13 protein-coding genes and 2 pseudogenes are annotated in these 11,137 nt (G+C 69.5%); 5 read left to right on the top strand and 10 right to left on the bottom strand.

The features are described 5' to 3' along the window. Positions 1-93: 93 nt before the first annotated feature. A complete protein-coding gene (locus ABDW21_RS13325; protein WP_343602167.1) occupies positions 94-537 on the bottom strand; it encodes a PPOX class F420-dependent oxidoreductase in 444 nt (147 codons plus the stop codon). 68 nt (positions 538-605) lie between these two features. On the opposite strand from ABDW21_RS13325, the pseudogene ABDW21_RS13320 reads away from it, so the two are divergent. Then, positions 606-928 (top strand): annotated as a pseudogene (locus ABDW21_RS13320) (DUF1697 domain-containing protein). A 40-nt stretch (positions 929-968) separates the two neighbouring features. Here ABDW21_RS13320 and ABDW21_RS13315 read toward each other — a convergent pair. Continuing rightward, on the bottom strand, positions 969-1,349 hold the full coding sequence (locus ABDW21_RS13315; RefSeq protein ID WP_343710547.1) for a GntR family transcriptional regulator: 381 nt from the start codon (positions 1,347-1,349) through the stop codon (positions 969-971). A 36-nt stretch (positions 1,350-1,385) separates the two neighbouring features. Here ABDW21_RS13315 and ABDW21_RS13310 point away from each other — a divergent pair, with 36 nt between their 5' ends. Further along, on the top strand, positions 1,386-2,099 hold the full coding sequence (locus tag ABDW21_RS13310; protein WP_343602169.1) for an NAD-dependent deacylase: 714 nt from the start codon (positions 1,386-1,388) through the stop codon (positions 2,097-2,099). 36 nt (positions 2,100-2,135) lie between these two features. On the opposite strand, the gene ABDW21_RS13305 is transcribed toward ABDW21_RS13310, so the two are convergent. Next, on the bottom strand, positions 2,136-2,780 hold the full coding sequence (locus ABDW21_RS13305) for a class I SAM-dependent methyltransferase (protein ID WP_343602171.1): 645 nt from the start codon (positions 2,778-2,780) through the stop codon (positions 2,136-2,138). Between the two features lie 350 nt (positions 2,781-3,130). Here ABDW21_RS13305 and ABDW21_RS13300 point away from each other — a divergent pair, with 350 nt between their 5' ends. Then, positions 3,131-3,262 (top strand): hypothetical protein, encoded by a 132-nt coding sequence (locus ABDW21_RS13300; protein ID WP_343602173.1) that lies wholly within the window; start codon positions 3,131-3,133, stop codon positions 3,260-3,262. A 166-nt stretch (positions 3,263-3,428) separates the two neighbouring features. On the opposite strand, the gene ABDW21_RS13295 is transcribed toward ABDW21_RS13300, so the two are convergent. Beyond that, positions 3,429-4,190 carry a 3-hydroxyacyl-CoA dehydrogenase gene (locus ABDW21_RS13295; RefSeq protein ID WP_343602174.1) on the bottom strand — a complete coding sequence of 254 codons (762 nt, stop codon included), beginning with the start codon at positions 4,188-4,190 and terminating at the stop codon, positions 3,429-3,431. Positions 4,191-4,258: 68 nt separating this feature from the next. Continuing rightward, positions 4,259-5,353, bottom strand: a complete 1,095-nt coding sequence (locus ABDW21_RS13290; protein WP_343602176.1) for a CaiB/BaiF CoA-transferase family protein — start codon at positions 5,351-5,353, stop codon at positions 4,259-4,261. A gap of 102 nt (positions 5,354-5,455) precedes the next feature. On the opposite strand from ABDW21_RS13290, the gene ABDW21_RS13285 reads away from it, so the two are divergent. Continuing rightward, a complete protein-coding gene (locus ABDW21_RS13285) occupies positions 5,456-6,268 on the top strand; it encodes an enoyl-CoA hydratase (protein WP_343602178.1) in 813 nt (270 codons plus the stop codon). Positions 6,269-6,320: 52 nt separating this feature from the next. Further along, entirely contained in the window at positions 6,321-7,715 is a 1,395-nt protein-coding gene (locus tag ABDW21_RS13280; RefSeq protein ID WP_343602180.1) for a DUF2867 domain-containing protein, read from the top strand. Between the two features lie 23 nt (positions 7,716-7,738). Here the strand turns inward: ABDW21_RS13280 and ABDW21_RS13275 are convergent, their stop codons facing one another. From ABDW21_RS13275 to ABDW21_RS13255, 5 genes and pseudogenes are all read right to left on the bottom strand, one after another. Further along, complete coding sequence (locus tag ABDW21_RS13275; RefSeq protein ID WP_343602182.1) at positions 7,739-8,461, bottom strand: lysostaphin resistance A-like protein; 723 nt, start codon at positions 8,459-8,461, stop codon at positions 7,739-7,741. A 58-nt stretch (positions 8,462-8,519) separates the two neighbouring features. Continuing rightward, positions 8,520-9,305 (bottom strand): crotonase/enoyl-CoA hydratase family protein, encoded by a 786-nt coding sequence (locus tag ABDW21_RS13270; RefSeq protein ID WP_343602184.1) that lies wholly within the window; start codon positions 9,303-9,305, stop codon positions 8,520-8,522. Continuing rightward, positions 9,302-10,450, bottom strand: a complete 1,149-nt coding sequence (locus ABDW21_RS13265) for an acetyl-CoA C-acyltransferase (RefSeq protein ID WP_343602186.1) — start codon at positions 10,448-10,450, stop codon at positions 9,302-9,304. The genes ABDW21_RS13270 and ABDW21_RS13265 overlap by 4 nt, the downstream gene beginning before the upstream one ends. A gap of 120 nt (positions 10,451-10,570) precedes the next feature. After that, a complete protein-coding gene (locus ABDW21_RS13260) occupies positions 10,571-10,999 on the bottom strand; it encodes a type II toxin-antitoxin system VapC family toxin (RefSeq protein WP_343602187.1) in 429 nt (142 codons plus the stop codon). 54 nt (positions 11,000-11,053) lie between these two features. Then, positions 11,054-11,137: pseudogene (locus tag ABDW21_RS13255) on the bottom strand (antitoxin); the annotation flags it as partial.

Genomic DNA, 11,137 nt, shown 5'->3' with positions numbered 1-11,137 from the left:
TTGCGGTCCAGGGCTTCGCGGAATGCGCGCTTGGTCTGGTCCGTCGTGGAATCTGCCCCTGAGTCGGATGCCACCATGACGACAGCGTAGTCCCTATCGCAGGCCCGGCGGCATGCCGTAGACGTGCGTGATCGGCAGCGTCAGCAGCACCCGGCGATCGGTGACCATCGCGTGGCGGTAGTCGTCCCAGTCCGGGTGTTCACCGGCGATGCTGCGGTACAACGCGATCAGCGCCTCGACGGTGTCGTCGTCGGCTGCCGCCGCCGGCGGTGTCAGCTGCGCGGTGCCCTCGGCGACCGCATAGGACCACCCGTCGTCGGCGCTGACCAACAGCGACGCCCGCGGGTCGCGGCGCAGGTTGCGGGTCTTGGCCCGCGGCTCGGTGATCGACACCTGGATCGCGACGGCGCGGGGGTCGAAGTAGTACTGAACGTTGGACAGCTGCGGACGCCCGTCGCGCTTGATGGTGGCCAGCACCCCCAGCGAGTTGTCGGCGATCAGGGCCAGCAGCTTGTCGTCGAACACATCGCGTCCCATCTCGAAAGCCTACGTCGCACCCGCCGTGAACCGGTCGGTTTCGGCCGGGGCGCCGCTACCATCGCCGTGTGGACGCTGGTGATCCCGGCGACGCGACCGGCGACGCGTCGGCCGACGTGGCGGCCGCGCTCACCTCCGCCGGGTTCACCGCCGTGCGAACGGTCCTGGCCAGCGGCAACGTGCTGTTGGAGTCGCCCGCCGACGCTGTCGCGGTGCGCCAGCGGGTCGAGGCTGCGTTGCGGCAACGGTTCGGCTACCAGGCGTGCTGTACTGGCAGGTGTCTGCCGGCAGCACCCTGGACAGCACCACCGGCAGGACGATGGGTAACAAGTGCTACAAGTCGTCGACCACCACACGAAACCCGCGCACGCTGGCCACAGTTCTGCGGTGAGAGCCGGGCTGACTGTCAATCCTGTTGCCCCACGGCACTTTCAGCGGTGCAGCCAGGAGTCCTCCGACGTCGAGTCTAGATAACGCAGGGCGTCGGCTTTGCCCAGCCCCAGGCCGCGCGCGACGTCGAGGTAGGCGTGGGCCGCAGCCGCCATCGCGGTGTCGGACGGATCGGTGCGAGCGACGAAAGTGCCTCGCCGGCCTCGGGTTTCGACGATGCCGGCCGCCTCCAATTCCCGGTATGTGCGAGCGACGGTGTTGACCGCCCACCCGAGTTGACCGGCGAGCTCGCGGACCGTGGGCAGCCGCGCACCCGGCGGCAGGGTGCCGGCTCGGATCGCCTCGATGATCTGGCACCTCAACCGGTCGAACGGCGGCCGGCCGGCTCGTTCGTCGCCCGGTGGCAGTTCCGCCAGATCCACCTGCTCAGTATCGCGCAGGCCCGCTATCTTGGTGGGATGCGAGTGACGGTGCTCAGCGGCGCGGGAATCTCCGCGGAGAGCGGCGTGCCGACATTTCGCGACGACAAGAACGGACTGTGGGCGCGCTTCGACCCCTACGAGCTCTCCAGCATCCAGGGGTGGCTGCGGCACCCCGAGCGGGTCTGGGGGTGGTACTTGTGGCGCCACTACCTGGTGACCCGGGTGCGGCCGAACGCGGGACACCGCGCCGTCGCCGCCTGGCAGGACCACGCCGAGGTCAGCGTCGTCACCCAGAATGTCGACGACCTGCACGAGCGCGCCGGTAGCTCGCCGGTTCACCACCTGCACGGAAGCTTGTTCGACTTTCGTTGCGCGCGTTGCGATATGCCCTACACCGGCGAGCTTCCGGAGATGCCCGAGCCGGCGATAGAGGTGGACCCCCCGGTGTGCCGCTGTGGCGGGCTGATCCGGCCCGACATCGTGTGGTTCGGTGAGCCGCTGCCCGAAGGACCCTGGCAGCGCGCGGTCGAGGCGACCGAAGCCGCCGATGTGCTGGTGGTGGTGGGTACGTCGGCGGTCGTGTATCCGGCGGCTGCCCTACCCGAGTTGGCGCTGGCTCGCGGCACGGTCGTCGTCGAGGTCAACCCCGAGCCGACAGCGCTGTCGGCCAGCGCGTCCCTCAGCGTGCGGGAGGACGCCAGTCAGGCACTGCCGACGCTGCTGCAGCGACTTCCCGTCCTGCTGGATTGACCGGCACAGCGGAGGTGCGTTCTCGGCGGACCGCGGTCATGCCGGTGTGTACGCCCGGCCCACCGCTAACTCCGACACCGGCAGCGGCACGAAACGCGGCAACGTCTGTTCGCGTCGCGCGTCGGCTATCTCGAAGCCGGCGCGCCTGATCGACGCCTCGGTGTCGCGGTGGGTGTGGCAGTTGCCCAGCATCCGCGGCCACAGCGTGGCGTCGGCCACCTGCTGCAGCCGGCCACGCCACCCGACGCTGGCCACATGCTCCAGGTAGCGTAGTTCGCCTCCCGGGCGCAGCTTCGAAAAAATTTGCCGCAGAACCGAATCGCCGTCTCTGACCGAGCACAGCACCAAAGAGCACACCACCGCGTCGAACGGCTCGGCCGCGGAGAACTCCTCCACCGTCTGGTTGGTCACCAGGACCGGGACCGGAGCTTTTGCGGCCGCCGCCTGAGCCCGCGCGAACAGTCGGCGCTCGGGCTCAACCGCGACCACCTGGTCGACGGAGTCCGGGTAGTAACCGAAGTTCGTGCCCACACCCGCGCCGACTTCCAGCACGCGGCCCGACAGTCCGGCCAGGTTCTCCCGCCGCAGTTCGCGGATCGCCGCCGTCTCGTGGGCCGCGACGGTGGGCCAGATCCGGGCAAAAAACGCGTTGTCGACGCTGGCTGTCCCGCCTGGAGTCATGCGTCCGAGCCTTCCTTGTGGTCACGCGCGGCCGGTGGGGCGTCACCTGCCGTCCCGGCGTCGGCGACGTCCGGGAACTACCACGCCCATCCTACGGGTGATCGGCGGCCGAAGCGGAGGTCTATTGCGGCTCCCGTTGCCGCACTGCGACTTACGTCTGTGTAGCCCGGCGGGCGGCGGCCTCGCTGAACCAGCGTGGCGTCCGCCGGCACGGCGCGGGTCAAGCCGACACCCGGCGGATCGGTCGCCGGTTCACGGCGCCCGCCCGACCTACCGAGCGGTAGCAATTGCCACCATTTTCCGAATTGTGACTCACCGATTCCTTAAAGGTGACCCATACGCTCGGCTCCATGTGGATCGACGAATCGAGCCCCGACGTCATCAAGGCCGACTTCGAGGCGCTCTACCACGGCGACATGCTAGTGGAGGGCGAGACCTCGGAGCAGCTTGCTTACTGGCACCCGCTACCGACCGCCAGCTGATCGCCGCGGTGGTCGCGCATGCGCGCCCACGACGACGTGAGGTCAGCCTCGCTCGTTCTGTGCCGACTTCCCCGCTGTGCGGGGAAGTTTTTTGTCCCCGTGTCCCGGTGTCCCCGTGTCCCGGTGTGCCGGTGTGCCGGTGTCAGGCGAGTCCGCCTGGGCTTGGTCAGCGCGGCGCCATCCGGATGGCGCCGTCGAGCCGGATCACCTCGCCGTTGAGCATCGGGTTCTCGATGATGTGGACGGCCAGCGCGCCGTATTCGTCGGGGTTGCCCAGCCGGCTGGGATGCGGCACCTGCCGGCCCAGCGACTCCTTCGCCGGTTCGGGCAGCCCGGCCAACAGCGGGGTGTCGAACAGGCCGGGCGCGATCGTCATCACCCGGATGCGCAGGCCGGCCAGGTCACGGGCGATCGGCAGCGTCATGCCGACGACACCGCCCTTGGAAGCGGAGTAGGCGGCCTGGCCGATCTGCCCGTCGAACGCCGCCACCGAAGCGGTGTTGATGATGACGCCGCGCTCTTCACCATTCGGGCCGACGGGTTCGGTCTTGGCGATCCGCTCCGCGCCCAGCCGCAGCACGTTGAACGTGCCGATCAGATTGATGTCGACGATCTTGCGGAACGCGTCCAACGGGAAGACGCCGTCTTTGCCCAGCACCCGGATCGCGTTGCCGGTGCCGGCGCAGTTGACCACGATGCGCAACGGCCCCAGCGAGTCGGCGGTGTCGAGGGCCGTGGTGACGGCAGCCTCGTCGGTGACGTCGGCGGCCGCGAACCGTGCCCGCTCCCCCAGCCCGCGGACCACCTCTTCGCCCCGCAGATCGAGCACCACCACGTGCGCGCCCGCGTCGAGCAGTCGTTTGGCGGTGGCCAGCCCCAGGCCTGAGGCGCCACCGGTGACCAGTGCGACGGCGTCGTTGATCTCCACTGCGACGTTCCTTTCCTCGGGCCTTTCCTGCGGCCGACTCCCGCGTCGGCCTACCGGTCGGTGGGCGACTATACCCAGTCGTCGGCCCAGCCTGCGGAGAAGGACGCGGTGTCGGCTCCGGGCTCGCACGGCGGGCGGGGTTGGCCGGGCACGCTCCGCGAAAACCGCGGCGCCGGCATCGGCTGCATTCCGCCGCCGTCCCGGTAGAAGGTCTGCCGCACCGTGACGTGCGGCTCGCTGTCCACCTCGCCGAAGGCCAGCACCGGCGTGACACAGGCATCCGAGCCCGCGAACACGCTCGCCCAGTGGTCACGGTCTTTCGAACCGATCACCTCGGCCAGCCGGGCCCGCAACTGCGGCCAGCGCGAGCGGTCGTTCTGCGCCGGCAGGTCGGCGGCGTCCAAGCCCAGGCCCTTGAGCAGTTCGGCGTAGAACTGCGGCTCGATGGCGCCGACGGCGACGTAGCGGCCGTCGGAGCATTCGTAGGTGTCGTAGTAGGGCGCGCCGCCGTCGAGCATGTTGGTGCCCCGCTCGTCGGTCCACATGCCGACGGCCCGCATCGCCCACATCATCTGGACCAGGACACTGGACCCGTCGATCATCGCCGCGTCGACCACCTGCCCTTTGCCGGAGGTCTGCCGCTCCCACAGCGCGGCCAGGATGCCGACCACCAGGAACATCGACCCGCCCCCGAAGTCGCCGACCAGGTTCAGCGGGGGCACCGGACGCTCGCAGGCCCGGCCGATGGCGTGCAGGACGCCGTTGAGCGAGATGTAGTTGATGTCGTGACCGGCCTGCTGGCTGCGCGGCCCGGTTTGACCCCAGCCGGTCATCCGGGCATAGACCAGCCGGTCGTTGACCTCCGCGCAGTCCTGCGGGCCGAGGCCGAGCCGCTCGGTGACACCGGGGCGGTAACCCTCGATCAGCACATCGGCGTTGCCGACGAGGCGCAGCACCAGGTCGCGTCCTTGCTCGGACTTCAGATCGGCCGTCACCGAGCGCCGGTTGCGCAGCATGGCGTCCCTGGCCACCCCTCCGGTGGCGCCCGGCCGCTCGATGCGCACCACATCGGCGCCGAGATCACCGAGGATCATCGCGGCGTGTGGTCCCGGCCCGATGCCGGCCAACTCGACCACTCGCAGCCCAGTCAATGGTCCCGCCATGCTGTACCGACCTTTCCACGCCACCAGCTGATGCTGGCATCTTCGCAGCCGCCCCCGACAGCGCCACAGCCCGGTGGCGCACGGTGGCTTACAGTCGACTCCATGACCGTAATCGATTCGGGAATCGACAGCCTCGCGCCGGTCGAGGGCTTGTCTGTCACGCTCGCCGACCGGGTCCTGTCGGTGACCGTCGCGCGCCCCGAGAGCCTCAATGCGCTGACGACGGCGATGCTGGCCGGCATCGCCGACGCCATGGAGCATGCGGCAGCCGATCCGCGGGTGCGGGTGATCCGCCTGGGCGGCGCGGGCCGCGGCTTCACCTCCGGCGCCGGGATGAGCGCCGACGACTTGACCGGCGGTGGAGCGGGGACCGAGATCATCGTCGAGGCCAACCGCGCGGTGGCCGCGATCACCGCGGTGCCGCGTCCGGTGGTGGCCGCCGTACAGGGGCCCGCGGCCGGCGTCGGCGTCTCACTGGCCCTGGCGTGTGACCTCGTATTGGCTTCGGAAGCAGCGTTTTTCATGCTCGCCTTCACCAAGATCGGGCTGATGCCCGACGGCGGGGCGTCCGCCCTGGTCGCCGCCTCGATCGGGCGTACCCGGGCGATGCGCATGGCGTTGCTGGCTGAGCGACTGCCCGCGGCCGATGCACTGGCCGCCGGGCTGGTCAGCGCGGTGTATCCGGCCGCCGACTTCGAGGCCGAGGTGGACAAGGTGGTGTCGGGCTTGGTGTCCGGCCCGGCGGTGGCGTTCGCCAAGACCAAGCAGGCCATCAACGCCGCCACGCTCACCGAGCTGGACCCGGCGCTGCACCGCGAATTGCAGGGTCAGGCGCAGCTGCAGAAGTCCCGCGACTTCGCCGAGGGCGCAACGGCTTTCCAGCAACGCCGGGCTCCGCACTTCACCGACGGGTGAGCGTGTCAGCGCTTAGCCGGACACCCGCCCGAACACACGATGGAGAACCCGCATGCCGGCCACACCAGCTCGCTGCCTGGTAACCGGGTCGACCGGCTATATCGGCGGGCGGCTCATCCCCCGGCTGCTGCGCGAAGGCCACTCGGTGCGCGCGTTGGCCCGCAACCCTGCCCAGCTCGACGACGTGCCGTGGCGTTCGCGGGTCGAGGTGGTACAGGGAGATCTGCGCGATACCGACTCGCTGGCCGCAGCGTTCGACGGCATCGACGTGGTGTACTACCTGGTCCACTCGATGGGGAAGGCCAAGGAGTTCGTCGCCGACGAAGACCGCGCTGCGCGCAACGTGGTGGCCGCGGCCCGCGACACGGGGGTGCGTCGAGTGGTCTACCTGTCAGGTCTGCACCCGCCGGGCGGCAGGCTCTCACCTCACCTGCGGTCGCGAAAAGCCGTGGGAGACATCCTGCTGGGCTCCGGCGTCGACACCGTCGTCCTGCAGGCGGGGGTGGTCGTCGGGTCTGGTTCGGCGTCGTTCGAGATGATCCGGCATCTCACCGACCGGCTGCCGGTGATGACCACCCCGAAGTGGGTGCACAACAGGATTCAGCCGATCGCGGTGCGTGACGTGCTGCACTATCTGGTCGCGGCGGCGACTGCGGACGTGCCCTGCTCACGAGCGTGGGACATCGGCGGACCCGACGTCCTGGAATACGGCGACATGATGCGGATTTACGCCGACGTCGCACGTCTCGGCAAGCGGTACCTGATCGTGCTGCCGTTTTTGACGCCGACAATCGCCAGCCTGTGGGTCGGGACCGTGACCCCGATCCCGCCGGGCCTGGCACGGCCGCTCATCGAGTCGCTGGAATGCGACGCCGTGATGCGCGACAACGCGATCGACGCCGTCATCGGCCGGCCCGAGGGCGGCTTGACGCCGTACCGGCGCGCCGTGGAGTTGGCGCTCGACCGCGTAGCGCACGGACTCACCGACGCGACGTGGGCCTCGTCGGAGACCGCACCGGCTGATCCGCTGCCGAGCGACCCGCCGTGGGCGGGGCCGATCGTCTACACCGACGATCAGACCTGGCTGTCGCGCGCCGACCCGGCCCGCATCTGGCGGGCCGCCGAGGCCATCCCCCAGGTCAGCGGCTGGAACCGCTTTCCGCTGGGCCGGCGGCCGGCCGGACGGGGCGCAATCGCCCGCTGGAGCGTGGCCGAACGTGAATCCGGCTCCGCGCTGCGGCTGCGCTCCGAGGCGCGCTCGCCGGGGCAGGCGTGGCTGGAGATCACCGTCGCGCGCGACGACGACGGCAGCCGCTACCGGCAGCGCGCAGTCTACTTTCCGCGCGGAATTCCGGGCCGGCTGTACTGGCGGGCGCTGCTGCCGCTGCACACACGTGTGTTACGTGCGCTGGCCCGCGACGTCGTCGGATCAGCCGACGCCGCGTGACCGGTCCGTCCGCAGTGGCGGCGTCACCCGCCGAACACGTACGGCATGGTGAACACCACGACCAGACCCCACACCAGGTGAGTCAGCGCCGGCGCCAGCACACCGCCGGTTGCGCGGCGCTCCAGTGCACACACCGTCCCGAGCACCAAGGCCGCGAAGCCCAGCACGACGTTTGCACCGGCCATGACGACGCCCACGTATACGGCGGTCGAGACGATCACCGGATGGTGCCGGCCGACCGCGGTGTACACGCTGCCCCGGAAAAACAGCTCCTCGGCGATCGTGTTGAGCACCAGGATCGCGACCAGCAGCAGCGCCGGCCCCTGCTCGGTGAACTGCAGCAGCCGGGTGACCAGGTCGTGCAGGGCCGGAATCTCCCGCACGACCAGAGCTCCCACGACGAAAACGCCCGCCAGCAGCAGACCGACGGCGGTACCGGTGATCACCGGCCGCTGGTTGCGCCCACGCCAGCAGATGCTGCCCAAATGCAGCGGGCCCGACACGGCGGCCCCGATGAACCACACAGCCGCGAGCGCGAACATCAGCCAGTAAAAGGCCGACTCCCCGGGCTGGCGCCGCAGCACGCAGCCCAATATCACGGCGCCCAGCACCACAACGCCGGCGGCAACGAGCCGCCGGCGACGCACCACTGCGGGTGGTTCGTGCTGCGGCACAGCCACATTGGTGGCGGCACGCCGGAGCTCGTCGACGAAGCTGGTCCGGGGCCGGGCATTGACGTCGGTCATGCGGTGCGCACCTTCGGTGTCGGAGTGATCAGCATGTCGAGGCCGGCGGGCTGACCGCTCAGCGGGCCTTCCAGACCGGGCGGCGCTTCTCGGCGAACGCCCGCGGACCCTCGGTGGCGTCTTCGGATCGCAGCAGCATGCCGAATTCGCGGGCCGTGCGGGCCCAGCCGGGTTCCTCGTCGGGGATGACGCCGTCGTCGGCGCCGGCGGCGATCCGCTTGCTGGCCTGCACCGACAGCGGCGCGTTGCCGGTGATCCGCTCGGCCAGCGCCAGCGCGGCGTCGAGCACCGCGCGGTCGCGCACCACCTGATTGACCAGCCCCCACCGTGCCGCGTCGGCGGCGCTGATCGGCTCGCCGGTCAAAATCATCTCCATCGCCACCTTGCGGGGCAGCTGATGCACGATCCGGAACACCCCGCCGGCCGCGGCGATGAGCCCCACCTTGACCTCGGGCAGCCCGAACGTCGCGCTGTCCGCGGCCACCACCAGGTCGCTGGCCAGCGCCAGCTCGGTGCCGCCGCCGAGCGCGGTGCCGTTGACGGCGGCGATGGTGGGCTTGTCGATGAAGTGGTGCACGTAGCCGGCGAATCCCCACTCGGCGTGCTCGGGGTGGTAGAGGTTCTCCCGGCGCGCGACGGCCTTGAGATCGGCTCCGGCGCAGAAGGATTTGTCCCCGGCGCCGGTGATCACCACGGCCCGCACGTCCGGGTCTTGTTGCGCCTGCTCGAGGGCGTCACCGACGGCGGTGCTGACGGCTCCGTTGACCGCGTTGCGGGCCTCGGGCCGGTTGATGGTGATCACCAGGACGTTGCCGCGGCGCTCGGTGAGAGCCGCATCCGTCACAGCAGCTCCAGGATGGTCGCGTTGGCCTGACCCCCGCCCTCGCACATCGTCTGTAGGCCGTAACGAATTCCCTTGTCCCGCATGTGGTAGAGCATCGTCGTCATGATGCGCGCACCCGATCCTCCCAGCGGGTGGCCGAGCGCGATCGCACCGCCGTTGGGGTTGAGCAGCTTGGGGTCAGCGCCGATGTCGTGCAGCCAGGCCAGCGGCACCGGCGCGAACGCCTCGTTGACCTCGAACACTCCAATGTCCGTCAGCGTCAACCCGGAGCGCTTGAGCGCCTTCTGGGTCGCCGGGATCGGCGCGCTGAGCATGATCACCGGGTCGGCGCCGGCCAGCGTCGCGGTGTGCACCTTGGCAATCGGCTTGATCCCCAACGACTTCGCCTTCTCCGCCGACATGAACAGCAGTGCCGCCGACCCGTCGGAGATCTGGCTGGAGTTGCCGGCGTGGATCACGCCGTCCTCCTTGAACGCCGGCTTCAGCTGCGCCATCTTCTCCATCGGCGTGCCCCGGCGGATGCCTTCGTCGGCGCGTACGACGTTGCCCTCGGAATCTTTGATGGCGACGATCTGATCGTCAAAAGCGCCCGAATCCTGTGCAGCAGCCGCTTTTTCGTGCGAGCTCAGGGAGAACTCGTCGAGCGTGGTGCGGTCGAGTCCCCACTGCTCGGCGATCATCTCCGCGCCGATCCCCTGGTTGGGTATCGAACCGCCGAAGCGGTCGAGGAACGCTGCCGGGAACGGCCTGCCGCCTCCGGCCAGGGACGCGCCCATCGGCACCCGCGACATGGACTCCACCCCGCCGGCGACGACGACGTCGTAGTGCCCGGCGACCACACCGGCCGCGGCGAAGTGCACCGACTGCTGGCTGGAGCCGCACTGGCGGTCGACGGTCACGCCGGGAACGCTCTCCGGCCAGCCGGCCGTCAGCAGCGCCGTGCGGGCGATGTCGAGGGCCTGCTCCCCGGCCTGCATCACGCAGCCCCAGATCACGTCGTCGACGATCTCGGGGTCGATGCCGGCCCTGTCGACGAGTCCGTTGAGCACCTGTGCGGACAGGTCGGCGGGGTGCACACCGGACAGCCCGCCGTTTCGCTTGCCGACCGGTGAGCGCAACGCCTCGACGATGACGGCTTCAGCCATGACCATTTCTCCTTCGAACGCGGATTGTGCCTCGATTGTCGACCACGACCATGAGCGCGTGACCGCGGGGGTGTCACAGGACGGCTACAAAGCGGCCTACAAAACGGCCTACAAAACGGCCTACAAAACGGCTAGGTGCCGCTTCCCGGCGCCGGGAACGGTGTTCAGCGCGATGGACCGGTCGAAGGTGGCAAACCGGCCGCCGTTGTCGACCGCGAGCGCGAGCAGGTACGCATCCGTGACCTGTCGGGAACTGTGCAGCCTGGAACGATCGATGGTGTGCGCGTCGAGAATGCTTGGGGTGCAGAGCCAGAACTCGTGGTGCGGCGTGCCGGTCGCGCGAACCAGCATGTCGATCGCCTGGCTGGGCGAGATGGGACTGGGATAGCGCGGCTGGCTGATGATCCGGACGAAACCGTTCTGGGTGATCGCGCACGATGCCCAGCCGTGCTCGATTTCACCCGTAACCCAGGCCCGCGCACGCTCATGGTCGACGTGGTCGCTGTCGAGCAGGGCCAGCAGCACGTTGATGTCCAACAGCGCGCGCATCGATCACAGCGCCTCATCGATCACAGCGCCTCATCGATCACAGGGCCTCATCGATCACAGGGCCTCATCGTCACGAAGCCGGCTGATCAAGGCGTTCGATACGGCTTCGCCGCGATGCGGCAGAGGCTCGAAGCCATA

Origin of the sequence: Mycobacterium sp. (genome assembly GCF_039583805.1) — a bacterium.
Taxonomy (GTDB): Bacteria; Actinomycetota; Actinomycetes; order Mycobacteriales; family Mycobacteriaceae; genus Mycobacterium.
Note: the sequence above shows the minus strand (reverse complement) of the source record. Positions and strands in the feature narration are given on the sequence as shown.

Excerpts from the sequence above, each read along its gene's own strand:
- ABDW21_RS13260 (WP_343602187.1), bottom strand. The coding sequence starts at position 10,999 with ATGCGCGCGCTGTTGGACATCAACGTGCTGCTGGCCCTGCTCGACAGC.
- ABDW21_RS13325 (WP_343602167.1), bottom strand. The coding sequence starts at position 537 with ATGGGACGCGATGTGTTCGACGACAAGCTGCTGGCCCTGATCGCCGAC.
- ABDW21_RS13275 (WP_343602182.1), bottom strand. The coding sequence starts at position 8,461 with ATGACCGACGTCAATGCCCGGCCCCGGACCAGCTTCGTCGACGAGCTC.
- ABDW21_RS13300 (WP_343602173.1), top strand. The coding sequence starts at position 3,131 with ATGTGGATCGACGAATCGAGCCCCGACGTCATCAAGGCCGACTTCGAG.
- ABDW21_RS13310 (WP_343602169.1), top strand. The coding sequence starts at position 1,386 with ATGCGAGTGACGGTGCTCAGCGGCGCGGGAATCTCCGCGGAGAGCGGC.
- ABDW21_RS13305 (WP_343602171.1), bottom strand. The coding sequence starts at position 2,780 with ATGACTCCAGGCGGGACAGCCAGCGTCGACAACGCGTTTTTTGCCCGG.
- ABDW21_RS13290 (WP_343602176.1), bottom strand. The coding sequence starts at position 5,353 with ATGGCGGGACCATTGACTGGGCTGCGAGTGGTCGAGTTGGCCGGCATC.
- ABDW21_RS13280 (WP_343602180.1), top strand. The coding sequence starts at position 6,321 with ATGCCGGCCACACCAGCTCGCTGCCTGGTAACCGGGTCGACCGGCTAT.
- ABDW21_RS13265 (WP_343602186.1), bottom strand. The coding sequence starts at position 10,450 with ATGGCTGAAGCCGTCATCGTCGAGGCGTTGCGCTCACCGGTCGGCAAG.
- ABDW21_RS13285 (WP_343602178.1), top strand. The coding sequence starts at position 5,456 with ATGACCGTAATCGATTCGGGAATCGACAGCCTCGCGCCGGTCGAGGGC.